This is a genomic window from Chitinophagales bacterium, assembly GCA_040877935.1.
GTDB lineage: Bacteria > Bacteroidota > Bacteroidia > Chitinophagales > CAIOSU01 > JBBDNB01.
Genome location: JBBDNB010000027.1, coordinates 81,799 through 97,729, shown reverse-complemented (window position 1 = coordinate 97,729; position 15,931 = coordinate 81,799). Strand labels below are relative to the sequence as shown.

Sequence of the window (15,931 nt, the reverse complement as noted above, 5' to 3'; positions counted from 1 at the left end):
AGGGGTTCCACCTGATGGCGTTACCGTGGCTTCGCCATCGCATGCGCCATTGCAACTGGTCATTGTTGTATCCGATATTGTTGCAATTAAAGTATCCGGCTCAGTAATCTCCACAGCAATTACAGCACTTATATTGTTGTCATCTGTTACAGTTACCTGGTAAAAACCAGCGCAAAGCCCTGTGGCTATAGAGTCCGTTTGATTGGCAGGATCATCCCACTGAAAAGTATAGGGTTCCACACCACCGTCAGGTGTTACGGTTGCCGAACCGGTGCATTCCCCACCACAGACAATATGCGTGGTGTCGGTAATACTGGCATCAAGGGCAGGGGGTTCGGTGATTTCCACCGTTACTACAGTATCGCAATCATTCTGATCAGTTACGGTTACATTGTAAATCCCGGCACACAAACCTGTATTAATAGAATCATTGGGGCTGTTTCCATTGCCACTTCCCCAGTCAAAAGTGTAACCCGGTGTACCCCCTGTTGGAGTAACTATAGCCTCTCCATCACAAAGTCCATTGGAGCTGACATGTACGGTATCGGTAATGCTTGCGCCCAAAAGAGCCGGTTCAGTAATGTTAACACTTACCGTAGTATCACAGCTATTGGCATCGCTTACTGTTACATCGTATGTTCCGGCACAAAGTCCTGTTGCTATCGAATCCGTCTGTCCATCGCTCCAGGCAAAAGTATATGGAGGTGTTCCTCCTGTTGGCGTTACCGTAGCCTCTCCCGTGCAATCGCCATTACAGGCCACGTGCACCGTATCGCTTATTACTGCTGTTAAAACAGGAGCTTCGGTGATTGTAACATTGATTATAGTGTCACAGCTATTGGCATCGCTTACCGTTACATCATAAGCACCGGCACAAAGCCCTGTTGCTATAGAATCTGTTTGTCCATCGCTCCAGGCGAAAGTATATGGAGGTGTTCCTCCTGTTGGCGTTACCGTAGCTTCACCATCGCATTCTCCATTGCAACTTACATGCACCGTATCGCTTATTGTTGCCGTAAGAACAGGTGGTTCTGTAATGGTAACGCTCACTGTAACCTCACAAGCATTGCTGTCAGTAACTGTTACAGGATGGGTACCAGGAGGCAGCCCTGTATTGATCGAATCATTTTGATTGTTTCCAACTGCGCCCCAGTCAAAAGTATAGGGCACTGTGCCACCTGTTGGAGTAACCGTTGCTGTTCCATCATCAGCACCATTACAGGTGATGTGGCTGGAATCCGTGATTGATGCTGTAAGAGCTGTAGGTTCTATAATAGTATCGCAGGCTGAGATTTGACAGCCATTGTCATCAGTAACCGTTACACAATAAGTACCTGGGGATAAATTGAAAATGGAATCTGTAATTGCAGCATTATTCCAGTTGTACTGATAAGGCGTGGTGCCGCCTGTAACATCCACCCAAACAGACCCGTTGTTTTCACCATTACAGGTAATGTCCCGGGCAAAAATTTCTATGCTCAATGAATCAGGGTTTGTAATAGTAACAACACTACTCGTATCGGTACAGCCGCTTGTGTCCCTTACTATGATTGTATAATCCCCGGCTGAAAGATTTGAAAAGAAAGTATCCACTTGATAAGTTGCTCCACTGTCGATGGAAAACTCCAGGTCACCGGAGCCACCGGAAGCTGTGGCACTGATCTGCGCATCATTGGCATTGTGGCAGGAGATATTGCTGTCGAGCACTGCGGCAATCGTTAATTCAGGTGGATTGGTAATTTCAATAGTGCCGGAAACTGTTGCAGTACACTCATTGGCATCTCTCACTGTGGCAATATAACTTCCAGAAGAAATCCCTGTAAAAACAGAATCAAGTTGGAAAGTAGCCCCACTGTCAATGGAATATTCCAAAGTGCCCGTTCCACCTGATGCAGAAATGCTGATTTGCGCATCATCGGCATCAAAACAGGAAATAGCATTGTCCAGTGTAGCTGTTGCAGTGAGGGTATCGGGTTCAATTAAAGTAACGGTATCTGTTTTGGCACAACCAATATCATCATTTACCCTGACCCAGTAGGTACCTGCACCTATATTTTCAAGCGTATCCCGATCGTCATTGGTATTGGCTTTGATCCTGAGATTGTTTGACCAGGTGTAGGTCAATGGCAAATTGCCCCCAATCACAACTGCTTCAAGGGCTGCATCGGTTTCACCTGTACAACTTACAGAATCCAATACACCCAGTGTCAGATCAATAGAGGAAGAAAAGACAGTAATATTTACAGTATCATATGCAATACAAGCATTTGCATCTGTAACCTGCACCACATATTCTCTATCTGCCGTTGGGAAGATAGTGGGGTTGGCCAGCGTGGTATCATTGATATTGATATTGGGCGACCAGGCGTATTCCACCCCACCGGTGGCAAACAATTCAGCCGCAGCACCTTCACATAGCGTGGTATCAGGGCCGGCAGTAGTTGTGGGCAATGGGTTTACGGTAATAAAATCCGTTTTGGTATCTGAAGCAGTGGCGCCACTGGGGTAAGTGACCGTAAGGCTGACATCATAATCACCGGTACTGTTGTAGCAAATGCCTGTTGGGTTTTGATCTGTAGAAGAAGAAGGCGTTGCACCGGGAAATGACCAAAGCCAGGAATCCACTCCGGTGGGACTGGTGCTGTCTGCAAAATCAACGCAGTCATTCAAACAAACCAGGTCCGGGCCGGAAAAATCTACCTCGGGAATGACTGCTGTACTTAAAGTGAAAATGGAATACTGATCTACCCCTACATCGGTAGTTGCAGTATTGGCAGCTGCATCGATAGTTGTTGGATAGGGCACATCCCAATAGGGATCTTCCCAGCGCTGCACTTTTAATTCATTTTCGTTGATGGTATTGTTGCCTGTATTCCATTCGGAATCCCTGTAAGAAAGCAGCAATTGTGCAACAGGAGGGGTAGTATAATTGATGGGTTCAATAATCCAATACCGGTCAATTACATTGGCAGCATTTTCAACATTAAAATAATCATCCAAATTGCTCACTCCGGTGGGAAGAGGGCGGTTGTTGGGTGGGCCGCCATTGGGGTCGGTGGGGTAAGTGGCAAAAGCCACTTTACCGATTCCTGTTTCAACTCCTGCGGTTTGTATCCTGTATTCAACAGGTATATTATTTCCTCCTGCATTTCTAAAAGGAATCAGGTAATTGGTGCCGGCTGCACTATTCCTGACATCCCAGATAAACCTGCCATATCCAGGCACCGGGCCGGTTTCACTTTGGAGGGTTCCGGTTGTTCGCAATAATGCAAGCGAGTTGGGATTGGTAAAATTCAAATCCCTTGCATTCAAATTAATAACACCGGTAGCTAAATCAATTTGATTGGATACATTGGTATTCCCGGTTAGTGTTCTCATTGAACCATCACCTAATGTGATATTATAAAAAGACTCTGTAGCTGCACCAGTCATGTCCAGGTTTCTATCGCAATAAAAAACAACGGTTGAAGTACCTGCATCAACCGTTCCATTTTGTAATATCCAATCACCTGCCACTGTAATCACACCGGTTCCCAGCAAATTAAGCGTACCCGAGGCTTTATTGATAATAATATTGGGTAATTTCCCCTGGCCTGAAACAGAATTACCAATAATACTTTGATCGGCTGTGCCATCCAAAATTATGTTTCCCGAAGTATAGCATGTAACGGCACCACTTGCATTGTTGATCAGCAAGTTTCCCTGTAAGGAAATATCCCCATTGACAAACCTGACTGCATTTCCTCCTGTGATCAATAAAGTATCAGCAACATTAACCGGAGAATTGATATTGTAGTCTCCACGTGAAAAACCAACATTTTTAAAGTTTTGCGATGGGCCACTGATGGTATTGGCATTGGAAAAACAGACAAAGCCGTTGCCCAGAAAAGTCCCATCTACATAAGTCCAGGTGCCTTCTATCGAAAAACCGGCATTGGCAGTAGTTTGGATTACCGTAAAACTACTTGCAGGCTTGTCAAAAACCACATTGGGCAGTTTTCCTTTTCCACAGGATACACTGGAAATACAAACTTTATCAGCACCGCCAACGATGTGCACAGTACCGGTACCACCGCCAGCATTATTTGTATTGTCTATTTTTAAATTACCAGTAAGAAAAATATCACCTGTATTGATTCTGATTGTGTTTGTTCCTCTTAACCACAGTGTATCCGAAACTGTTATGTCGGTACTTATTTCGTAATCCCCTTGTTGAAATACAAGATTCGGGACAGTATGGGCTACACCTGAAATAGTGTTTCCATTAAATAATATGAGTTTTCCATTTCCCCCAACTGTTGTAGGGGTGAGGAAATTCCAGGTACCCATCACCGTGAAATTCCCATTAATGACCAAATCACCACCGGCCTTGTTGATGGTGATATTGGGAGTTTTGCCTTGTCCTAATGCAACAGATGAATTGACATTTTGATCTGCAGCACCAACAAATTCAATTGTTGCAGTACCACCTGTTCCGGCTCCACTTGGGTTGTTAATGTTTAAATCCCCATGCAATTGGAGTGTACCATTGTTTAGGATTACAGGAGCCGAGACCTCATAGTTGATGTTGTTGTTTACCACATGCGTATTGCCGGAAAAATCAAAAGTGCCATTCCGAAATTCCAGGTTGTAAAAAGTAATTGAGTTTCCTGATATGGTCTTATTATTTTCCAACACAACAGTCCCCGTATTTGCTGCAAATGTAGCAGGTGCAGTAAAAACAAAATTTGAACCCACGCCACTAACCAATAATCTCTGAGTAGTGGAAGTAAAATTTGTGCCATCAAGTGTAAAAGTCCCGCCACAGGATATGTTAGCCGTTCCCCCAATAAATGTCCCTCCACTAAAAGTCATTGCGCCAGCTACATCTATTGTGAAATTGTATTGACTAATGGTTCCGGTATAGGTATTGGCTACACTAATACTATTAACATTAACGTTTGTATTAATGTCACAATCAAAGGTGCTGCTGCCGTCAAAAAACACATCATCACCAGCTACGGGCACTGCACCGCCTGACCAGTTGGCTGCAACATTCCAGTCCCCGTTAGCGGGAGCTATCCAGGTACGGTTGGCTGCATTGACAGATAAAATTATAATCGAGTATAGTGTTATGAGAATAAACCTTTTCATTTGCTCAGAGTTGTACTAAAATTAGAAGCTACTAAATTAGTGAATAAATGAATTATTAACAGGCAGAAACAATGCTTGCTATTAACATTAATTATTAAAATGTCCTGTATAAAATATAAAAAGGTAGCTGTGATTCGAAGATCGTGGGATTTTTGATTTTGATAAGACTATGAAATTAAACTTTCTACAATGCTTTTTAGTTTCATTGATTGTTTTTCCCAGTTGTATAATTTCTTAGCCTTGCACAATTCTACAAAATATTTTTTTAAATTTTGCTCTTCTTCATTGGCCAATGCTGTTATTGCTGTTGCAATACTTTCGGGTTTATTTTCACATTGCCGCCCAATTTTAAAATTTTTAAATACCAAATCATTTTCAGGAGAATAGGAACACAATACCGGAATTTCAGCCTGCATGTATTCGAACAATTTATTGGGGGAAGCCAGTTTTTTGCTCAGATTAAAAGGCTCCAGTAAATTCACCCCAAAATCTGCGGCAGTAGTATAATTGATCAAATATTGATTGGGTACCGCCCCAAAAAATTTGATGTGTTCACCAAGTTCGGCTTCCTGAACTTTATTTTGCAATTCATATTCCAAAACGCCATAACCAATGATTACAAGCTTGATTTTATTGTTTGATTTTAAAACCAATTTAAAGGCTTCAATCAACAAGTGCAATCCCCTACCCAAATTCAAAACACCCTGGTAAAGAAAAATTTTATCCTCAACATCAAATCCGTAGATTTTTCTGAAATTTATTTTTGACACGGGTTTTTTTTCTGAATAGGGAGGGCAATTCATAACTGCAAGCACGCTATTGTAATCATATTTTTTCTTGAAATAATCAGCGAGGGAATTGTTTACCGTGGTAAAGAAATCTGCCTGCTTCAAATATTTTTTCTCTGCAATTTGGCCAAAAAACCTGGAAAGCGAAATCATGCATTTAAAGAGCATTTTTTTAACAGGGGCTGCTATTTTCGGATAAAACTGGTTTACGGTTTCCAGATAAATTTCATGCGAATCGTATAGCAATTTTGCATTGCCTGATACTGCTTTAAGCAATGCTCCCTGTCTTAAGGTTGGCAGATCATTGGCAATGATCAAATCATATTTGTGCCCCTCTTTAAGCACATGCGCTATCATAAAATCATATTTTCGCCAGAAAAAAACGCTTTTTAAGATCCTTATTATTTTCAGGGTATCACTGGGTAAGTGGAGCGGATACAATTTTACCTGATTTTCAAAAAGTTTATTTGCATCTTCTACAGGTGCATTGGATTGATTGATATAAAAAAGGTCAATTTCCATAAATTGCGAAAAATAGCGGGTAAACTTAATGACCCGGGCATCATTATTGACGCCTCCATGTAATAAAACACAAGCTCTTTTATCATTCATGTGTTATTGCTTATGGGGCAGGTCATTTTCCAAGCGCTTGAAAAATTGATCTACAGACCAGTTGAGGTCTTCTTTGGATGGAATAAAATCCAGCATTTCAGTATCCTCATAATCTTTTCTAATATATGGATCCCCATCTTTGTATATGATTTCAAAACGCGCTTTACCGGAATCCATTTCTTCTCTTAAGACTTCAGGGTAATAGAGCTTATAGTTCTCCGGATTGAATTTTCTGAACCGGGGCACCAATTGCCTTTGGTACCTGAATTTGAGTGATTGCGGATTTGTGGTTTCAAAAAGGTATTCATTTCTTCTTTGTTTAAATGTATCCAAATCAAATACATAACTCGGCAACTTGTCTTTGCTGTATGTATTAAGTATCTCGCGCCACCTGAAATAATGAAAGCGATGCATTAAATTTTCATCTGACTTTAAGCCCTGACAATGAAAATAATAGTATTTTTTTTCTTTTAACTGCTTAAAATAAACAGGCAGTTTAATGGCATCGAATTTACCGTATTCCTTATAAAAAACCTGTTTATTGAACCAAACCAGAATGGGTTCCCCTGCATCAACAATTTTATTGGGATCGCAATGTTTTAAATCTCCATTTATATTAAACCTGGGCAGTTGAATTGCACGTGGTGTACTGTTGTTTAGCACTTTTTCCCTAAGTTGACGCATATTGTTCTTCCCATCAGTATGGGCCACCATATCTGCATCCCAGCGCAGGTGCCATTGGTATCGTGTGGCTTTCAGGCCAGCTTCCCTGCAATCTCCCAATAAAGCTCCGGGCAATTCAAGAATATCCACTTCCGCCCGGTTGCCAAATTCCTTTTTAAAGGCTCTTGCTTTTTGCAGCGAAGCGTCTTCTGATCCATTGTCAATAATAACTATTTGATCGGCAAACCCCACCAGACTTTGCAGGCAAAAGGGAAGCGTGTATTCCTCATTTTTCATCGCCACCACGGCCGTAATTCCCTTTTTCAAAGGCTTGCCAGCTCTGCTGACATTTATGCGGTTTTTAAATGGCAGATAATAGAGGTAATAAAGAAATGGCCGGATTATTTTTCTTGCAATCCCTTTCATACAGGGGTTCATGTGTTTAAATAAATTTCATTCGGTCACATGGAACTCACAAAACAAAAAATTTTGATCATAATCATGTATGTCAAAATTTTTTTGTCATGTTCGTTTCCATGTTTTTTTCGTACCAGTCAATCGTATTTTTCAGCCCCTCTCTTAAACTAAATTTGGCCTTAAAACCTATTTCTTTTTCTGCCAGTGAGGTATCCAGTATTCTTCTTGGCTGTCCATTGGGCTTGGAAGTGTCCCATTCCAGTTCAAATTCCCCTCCTACCAATTTGTGAATAGTGTTGGCCAGTTCTTTAATAGAAACTTCTATGCCGCTGCCCACATTTATCGGACTGACTTCAGAACTGGATTGCAATGCGTGGATGATGGAGTCTGCTGCATCTTCCACATAGAGCAGATCGCGGGTAGGAGTGCCATCGCCCCAGAGCACAATTTTATTACTGCCGCTGTTTTTTGCTTCCTTGAATTTCACAATAAGTGCCGGTGCTACATGGGAACGGTCTTTATCAAAATGATCCCCGGGGCCATACAGATTGGTAAACAACAAAACCTGTGAATCCAGTCCGTACTGGTTTTTATAGGCTTCCCCCTGTACAATCAACATTTTCTTGGCCATACCATAGGGCGCATTGATCTCTTCGGGGTAGCCATCCCAGATCTCCGATTCTTTAAAGGGTGTTTTGGCAAATTTGGGATAACTGCAAACCGACCCCACCGAAACCACTTTTTTCACCTTATTCAGGTAAGCAGAATGCAGCACATTGGTATTCATCATGATGTTGTCATAATAAACACTGCCCTGGTTCAACCTTGTAAATTCTATTCCACCGGTAATTCCGGCAATATGCACCACATAGTCGGCACCTTCAAAAGCAGCTTTGGCATCCTCCAGATTCCTAAGGTCATAATCGCGTGATCTGAGTACCCTCACTTCCTTAAAGTTTAAACCGGAAGCTTCTAATTTTTTCATAAAAACAGTACCAACAAAACCTGTTGCCCCGGTAACTGCCAATACACTGTTGCTATAATCGTTCATGTGTTTGAAATTTTTCTGCAAGCACCAAAAATGCAGAAAAAATTCTGCACACATGGAACCGCTTCGCTCTCAAATGAATTTATTTTAATCATATTCATGTGTGAAGTTTTTGATTAAAAAAATTCATGTTCGTTTCATTGCTTCAAGATTATTTTACAATTCCCAGTTTTTCAATATAATCCAAAACTTCCCGTGCATCAGGATAGGCCTCATCGGGGTTTTGGGTGTCCTGAAATTCTTTTCTGTCCCCAAAATCAACATCCAGCTTGAAATGTTCTGCGATTTCACCGATGCTGATAATATTTTTAGCTCCTATATCTACAATCCCTTTTTTATCCAGGCGGTCAACCATCAGTTTAGCGGCCACATAAGTGTCAATATAATTAAAGGCTGAATCGGCTGTCATAAACACCTGATTTCCATTGATCATATCAAAAATCACCCCTTTGTCCAGGCCTTCACCGTAAAGTCCTCCCAATCTAAAAATCAGGTTTTCATCTCCTGCATTGAGCAACAATTCCTCCGCAAGATGTTTGTGCCTGCCATAGGGGTGCTCTCTTTGTACCCTTGCGGAAACACTGCTGATCAAAGCAATTTTGTTATAATTCCAGGTGTAAGCGATATCTGCTGTTAATCCAACTGAAGCTTCAAAATCATCCAGTGGATTGTTCAATGCCCACCATCTCCTCGATGGCATTGCAGTATGGATAATCAGATCGTATTGATCTTGTTTCAATTGCTCGTAATCATTTCTCACTACAGGTACTACATTGTAGCGGCCCTTCTCTTTCAATGCCTTCATCAAAGCCGAACCTACAAATCCGGCCGCTCCGATAACTGCTATCTTATTTATCATTACTTATTTGGTTTTGGTGGTGTTACGGGAAAAGCTGTTGGGTCATTGCTGCTATTGATCACATCTTCAAAAATTATTGGCGGATCACAATCATCCCAGCGCTTGGTCAAGAAAGCCATTGCAGTAGTAAACTCAATCGCATAAAAGGCGTGTGGTACCCCTATGGGCACCCTTAAGCATTGTCCTTTGGACAAATGATAAAAGACTTCTTTACCCGCCTTATCTCTGGATACCATCGTACCATATCCTTCTACAACCATAAAGTATTCCACAAATTCTAAATGGTAGTGGTTTCCCCTTATTTTATTGGGGTGGAAAATAAGCATGTTCCACTCAAGAATGGGCTCTGGGGGCACCCAGGTAAAAATCCCACCTCTGCCATCCCGCACAGTTTCCAAATTACAGGAAGGGTTGAACCGCACTATTTTATCATCAACAAATTTGTCATTTGTGGGGACTATTGCATTGACTACTTTATTATTCATTTTATAAGCTTGTATTGGTTTTCAAAAGTAAAGCAATTTTTATTCATCGCCTAATGTGTCAATGCTTGCTGCAGTGATTCAAAAACATTGTCATAGGAGTGATATTGCTCTAAAGTTTTCCGGGCATTTTGCCCAAGTTTTTGCCTTAGGACTTTGTCCCTAACCAATATAGAGAGTTTCAGTTCCCATTCTTCTTTTGTATTGGCAAAAAGACAGTTTTCATTGTCTTTTAACTGATCGGATATACCCCATGGCGAGGTCATAAATGCAAGTCCACTAGCCATATATTCCAGTGTCTTAAAGGCTGTTTTGGCTTTGTCGCGCTCTGTAGCGTGGATCATAGGTGCCAGGCCAATATCAAAATTGGCAATGGCCTTGTGGTAATCAAAACCGGGGTCTCCCCATTTGTAATTCTTATACCTTTTTAATTTTAAATCGGGTACCTCCCGGCAGATAAAATGAAACTCTATTTGTGGAAATTGATTTTCAATTTTTAAAAGCTCGTTTTCAATATCTAAAACATTTTTAAAATTGGCAGGAGATCCCATCCAGCCCAGCACAATTTTATCATCACTTTTATGCCCGTGAAGTTTGTACTCCCTGTAATTCATGGCAAACCTTACAAAACTGGTTTTTATGCCTTTTTCAGCAAAGAAATTAACCAGGTATGGCCCAGCCACTGTTACTTTATAGGCCGATTTTGCAGTGTTGAGTGTCAGCTTATAATTAGAGCAGTAATCTGCATCGTAATAGTCCACAATAATTCTGTTGTTGATTTTCCTCAAAATCGGTTCAAAATATGCATCAGTGAAGGGGTAAAAAGGCACAAAAGCCCTTTGTATCCATATGGTATCGTATTGCTGCAATCGAAAAATAACTTTAAAGCGCCTGAACATTAGCTGGTGATAAAACAAATAATTTTGCAGGCGGCTTCCTTTGTCCAACTCGTTTAAAAACGCTTCACTTGTACTGGCCCAGTGCACATCATACTGAATGCCCGCTTTTTCAAAATAGGGTTTCCAGTCTCCAATACGGCTGTGGCCTCCGGCATAGTTCAATGGATAGTATGGCAAGGCGAGAATTTTCCTGACACTCCCTTTTTGATTCTTTTGCCCTGTAAACAATGCATACAAATGGGCAACTATCAGAAAGATGTTTAACTCCACAAGAAATAGAAGATGGTAAAGCCTGTACATGGGGCACAAATATACCTGTTTTATAAAAAGGCACGTATTAGGCCCCAAATAACCTCTGCATGGATTGTCATTTAGTAAGACTTCCCAAGTCTCAAAGACTTTGGAAGTCTATCGCCATTAGAAATTGAGGAGCGCTCACACACATCCTTACATATATCTCGCTCTTTCAGGGCTTGAATTGTAAAACAACGCGGAGCCCTGAAGGGGCGACATCTCACAAACGAAGGGTGTAGCCCTTTGTTACAGTGGGTCAATCCCAAACATAACGTTCGTCATAATCCACCTTGTGTTTTTTCAGAAGTGTCCGAAGTTCCTCTTTGAAACCTTTCTCACGGTGATGTTTATGCTGATTGGCAATGTATGCTGCAGTTTTATCTACCATTGAGGGACTCGCTGAAAAAGCAGCATATCCATCCTGCCAATTGAGGATGCGCTCACACACATCCTTACAAATATTTCGCCCTTTTCAGGGCTTGTGTTGTTAGCCCTGAAAGATACTGTGTTAAAAACCAAAATAAAACCAAAAAAATCACTTTTTTTGTATCAACAGAAATAGGAAGTTTTAAACAGCTATCCTGCGGGCAAGGGAAACCTTGCCCTTTTCTTTCCACTCGTGGTTCTCGTTGTACTTTCTCCCGCTTTTCCACAGGGAATATATCACGACCAACAGCTTTCTCATTACCGCTACCACCCCCTGTTTACTTGTAGCCTGCCTTTGTTCCAGCATCTCGTAAAACGCCCTCATATTTTTGTTGTGCTGTGTTGCGCATAATGCGGGCATATAGAGAGCCTCCCTGATAAACGTGTTCCCTTTCTTCGATATCCTTGTTTTTCCTTGCCGGCTTCCAGACTGGTTTTCGATTACATCAAGACCTGCGTAACTGACCAGTTTTTTAATGCTGCCTACTTTTCTAAACCCATCGGTCTCGGCCAATAGCTTTAGAACGGTTAGTGCCTGGACTCCTTTTATCTCCGTTATCCTTTCCACCTTTTCCCATAGTCCCTTATCTTCTTTTGATAGGGCCAGGATTGCAGCCTCACACTCTTTTATGCTTTTTTTGTGCTCGTTGACCAAATGCTCCATTGCCCCTAAACCCTCCTTGTTTGAATTATGGCTACTGTTGAGGGCATGTAATTGGGATTGGAGAGCGCCCTTGCTTTTCTTAAGCTGGCTTACCGTCCTGCATAAATCCCTGATATGTTTGAAGTTCTCGCTGAGGGGTTCCCATAATTGAAACTTACAGCAAAGGCCGTATTCGGCAATCGCCTTCGCATCGGTTGTATCCGTCTTGGTCTTGACGTTCAAGCTCTTTATAAAGTATTTCACTTTCTGGGGCAATAAAACGCATACCTGCTCACCTTGGTTATGCAAATAATAACATAGGTTCTCGTGATAAACGCCTGTTGCCTCGAGGATATGCGTAAGCCCGACCTCTTTATGGTTGCGCTTTAAGCACCAATCAAGATATTTACGGAATCCCTGGGCATTGTTTTCAAATGACCTTGTACCCTTGGTTATCCTCTGTTGATCCTCAAGCTCCGCTTTAAAGCAAACATCAAATGTCTCGGAAGATACATCGATCCCGACAACGTGTTTTACGATTTTCATAAGTTCTCTTGTTTTTATGGGACTTTCCTTAACCAACCTCGTGATGCTGGATATACCACAATGCGGTATTCCTATGATACTGTTCAGTTTAGAAAGGAAACCATATAGGTGAATAATCTTTCAAGACGATATATTGGCAACCAATTATCAAGGGCGATCCTTACCACCTATATGGCCCCATGTGATGAAAATTTTACTAATTTACTTTGATGTTTGCTAACATACGAGGGCGACATCAACCAGGGTGTATTTGGCCTGCAGAGACATTTGTCGTCTTGACACATCCTTCAAAGCAAAACTTACCGGACTAATGATTTAAGCAGCTTTAAGTAATAAAAATGATATAATATATGTTTATATATTTTCATGCTTTAGGTTTTGATGCGATTGCCCTGATCTTCAATTTTAGACCTTTTGCATTTTGATAATTTCATTACCTTTGAATTTGAATATACATTATGAAAACTGCACTAATTACAGGAATCACAGGACAGGACGGAGCTTATCTTGCGGAATTTTTACTGGAGAAGGGCTATAATGTCCATGGTATTAAAAGAAGGAGTTCTTTGATCAATACAGAAAGGGTCGATCATTTGTACCAAGACACCCATGTACAGGACCGGAATTTCATTATGCACTATGGCGATATGACCGATTCACTCAACATCACCTCAATCATTCAGAAAGTACAGCCAGATGAAATATACAACCTGGCTGCCATGAGCCATGTAAAGGTAAGTTTTGAAGAACCGGAATACACCGCCAATGCAGATGGCATTGGAGTTTTGAGAGTACTTGAAGCCGTGAGGCTGTTGGGACTTGACAAAAAAACAAAAATATACCAGGCTTCTACATCTGAACTCTATGGACTGGTACAGGAAGTCCCTCAAACTGAAAAAACACCTTTTTACCCGCGCTCGCCCTATGCAGTGGCAAAATTATATGCTTATTGGATTACAGTTAATTACAGGGAGGCTTATGATATGTTTGCCTGTAACGGTATATTGTTCAATCATGAATCACCGGTAAGGGGCGAAACCTTTGTGACGCGTAAAATTACACGAGGTGTGGCACAGGCGGCCATAGGGATTGAAAATAAGCTTTACCTGGGAAACCTCGACTCTAAAAGAGACTGGGGCCATGCCAAAGATTATGTGGAGGCCATGTGGCTCATGCTGCAACAGAATGTTCCGGAGGATTTTGTGATTGCCACAGGTCAAACCACCACCGTGCGGGATTTTGTAATAAAAGCCTTTAAGGAAGTAGGCATTAACCTTAAATTCAAAGGAAAGGACCTTGAGGAAGTGGGGTATGTGGAAAGCATAGATCAGAAGGTTTACGGCAAAACCACTTCTGCCATAGTTGGTAAACACGGCAAGTTAAAGGAAGGACAGGAAGTCGTGTTCGTTGCGGAAAGATATTTCCGTCCTACAGAAGTGGATTTGCTCATTGGAGATGCAAGCAAGGCGAAGGAAAAACTGGGATGGGAACCCCAATATGGGCTGGATTACCTGATAAAGGACATGGTCAGCTCAGATGTTGAATTGTTCAGAAGCGACCTGATAGCTAAAAGAGAAGGGCTTCACATCAAACAACTGGCTGAGTAATTGCTATTTATTTTCATTAATAAGCACAATAAGACATTGTGGCCACTCTAAGAAAGGTAGCGCAGAATTCATTTTTATATACCATTTCAAGTGTATTGCTGCGCGCTTCTTCTATTATATTTTTTCCCATTTTCTCACTTTATCTCACCAAAAGTGATTACGGGATTTTATCCATTACCCAAAGCATAGGGACATTCGTTACGCTATTTGCTGGGCTGGAACTGGGCAAAGCATTAACACGCTTTATTTTCAACGAATCTGAAAAAGAAAACAGCGATCATAGCAGCCTGATATTCACTACATTAATCACCTCTTTTGCATTCGGACTGATCGTTGTGGCATTCTTGTCACTCAGTGGGCCTTATATCCTGAAACCCATATTGAACGACATCCCCTTTTACCCCTATGTGTTTTTATTTCTGCTTTCCATACCCTTGAATACTAGCGTGAATACCTGCAGGGTCTATCTGAAAGCAAACCACCGGGGCTACCATGCTTTTATACTGGACACTGCATTTTTCAGCATCAATATTCTGCTGAACCTCTTTTTTGTAGTGATCATGGGCATGGATGTGTTGGGGATTATACTGGGTGTATTGCTCAACACTACTTTATTCTCATTGCTCCTGTATTTTTTGTTTTACAGGAAATATACCTTTGATTTTGATAAAAAGATATTGAAAAGTACACTGAACTATGCAATACCTCTTTTGCCTTATTCGGTACTGAACATCCTCTTTGAAAGCGTGGACAAGTTCTTTTTAAATGCCTACCTCGGCTCGCAGGCTTCGGGCATCTACTATATAGCCCTTACTTTTGCAGCCATTTTTTCTTCTGCAAAAGAGGCCATCATCAATGCTTTTACTCCCTGGCTATTTGCCAATATCAGGGAGAAACCGGAAAAAGAAATTGCAAAAATCATCAGCCTGATCTTTGCCGGAGCGGGCTTTGTTGCCATTGGTATATCCTGGTTTTCAAGGGAGTTGCTGACCTTGTTGTCGAGCAATCCTGATTTTATCGTGGCCTATCAGTATATACCATTTACGGTAATAGGTTTGTACATCATCTTCATGGGACAGTTGTACAATATAAAGACCTTTTACTACGGCAAATACAACCGATATCTTTTCCTGGCAACATTGGCGGGAATTGTTGCCGATGTCATTGCCTGTTACTTACTTATTAAACCCTATGGGATTTACGGTGCAGTTGCAGCAAGAATCATTGCATTCTCAGTACATGTAGTCGTGATTGTTTATTTAAGCAACAAAGAAGCGGACAAAAGAAACATCTACAATACCAAACTAATTATTGGCACACTGCTATTGGCTTGTTCAGTTTCCTTGTTGCCTGTTGTTGACGACCAAACATTGACTTTCACTGTCCTGAAATTATTTTTCTACATGTTGATGTCAGTGGGCTTTTTGTTCATTTTAAATAGGAAAATGAATATTGTTAGCCTCTTTTTGAGGAAAAAGAAGGAATAACACCTATAATAATACCCTTATGTTAAG

General features: G+C 41.3%; 11 protein-coding genes. 2 read left to right on the top strand and 9 right to left on the bottom strand.

Annotation, left to right across the window (positions count from 1 at the left end; all coding sequences use genetic code 11):
- From WD048_07260 to WD048_07220, 9 genes are all read right to left on the bottom strand, one after another.
- A partial coding sequence (locus tag WD048_07260) for a hypothetical protein (protein ID MEX0811999.1) occupies window positions 1–5,133 on the bottom strand: 5,133 nt, incomplete at its 3' end.
- 167 nt (window positions 5,134–5,300) lie between these two features.
- The gene (locus WD048_07255; protein ID MEX0811998.1) at window positions 5,301–6,533 is read right to left on the bottom strand and encodes a glycosyltransferase; all 1,233 of its coding nucleotides are present in this window, start codon (window positions 6,531–6,533) and stop codon (window positions 5,301–5,303) included.
- A 3-nt stretch (window positions 6,534–6,536) separates the two neighbouring features.
- Window positions 6,537–7,622, bottom strand: coding sequence for a glycosyltransferase family 2 protein (locus WD048_07250; protein MEX0811997.1), 1,086 nt, complete (start codon window positions 7,620–7,622; stop codon window positions 6,537–6,539).
- Between the two features lie 82 nt (window positions 7,623–7,704).
- Complete coding sequence (locus WD048_07245) at window positions 7,705–8,664, bottom strand: NAD-dependent epimerase/dehydratase family protein (GenBank protein ID MEX0811996.1); 960 nt, start codon at window positions 8,662–8,664, stop codon at window positions 7,705–7,707.
- A gap of 148 nt (window positions 8,665–8,812) precedes the next feature.
- Entirely contained in the window at window positions 8,813–9,520 is a 708-nt protein-coding gene (locus tag WD048_07240; protein MEX0811995.1) for an NAD(P)-dependent oxidoreductase, read from the bottom strand.
- On the bottom strand, window positions 9,520–10,005 hold the full coding sequence (locus WD048_07235; protein MEX0811994.1) for a cupin domain-containing protein: 486 nt from the start codon (window positions 10,003–10,005) through the stop codon (window positions 9,520–9,522). The genes WD048_07240 and WD048_07235 overlap by 1 nt, the downstream gene beginning before the upstream one ends.
- Window positions 10,006–10,055: 50 nt before the next feature.
- A complete protein-coding gene (locus WD048_07230; GenBank protein ID MEX0811993.1) occupies window positions 10,056–11,201 on the bottom strand; it encodes a glycosyltransferase family 4 protein in 1,146 nt (381 codons plus the stop codon).
- A gap of 250 nt (window positions 11,202–11,451) precedes the next feature.
- Window positions 11,452–11,643: a hypothetical protein gene (locus WD048_07225; protein ID MEX0811992.1), complete on the bottom strand. Its 192-nt coding sequence runs from the start codon at window positions 11,641–11,643 to the stop codon at window positions 11,452–11,454.
- A 120-nt stretch (window positions 11,644–11,763) separates the two neighbouring features.
- Window positions 11,764–12,810, bottom strand: coding sequence for an IS110 family transposase (locus WD048_07220; protein ID MEX0811991.1), 1,047 nt, complete (start codon window positions 12,808–12,810; stop codon window positions 11,764–11,766).
- 458 nt (window positions 12,811–13,268) lie between these two features.
- Between WD048_07220 and gmd the strand changes: the two genes are divergently transcribed.
- Window positions 13,269–14,417, top strand: coding sequence for a GDP-mannose 4,6-dehydratase (gene gmd, locus WD048_07215; GenBank protein ID MEX0811990.1), 1,149 nt, complete (start codon window positions 13,269–13,271; stop codon window positions 14,415–14,417).
- A 38-nt stretch (window positions 14,418–14,455) separates the two neighbouring features.
- The gene (locus WD048_07210) at window positions 14,456–15,904 is read left to right on the top strand and encodes an oligosaccharide flippase family protein (GenBank protein MEX0811989.1); all 1,449 of its coding nucleotides are present in this window, start codon (window positions 14,456–14,458) and stop codon (window positions 15,902–15,904) included.
- Window positions 15,905–15,931 lie beyond the last annotated feature (27 nt).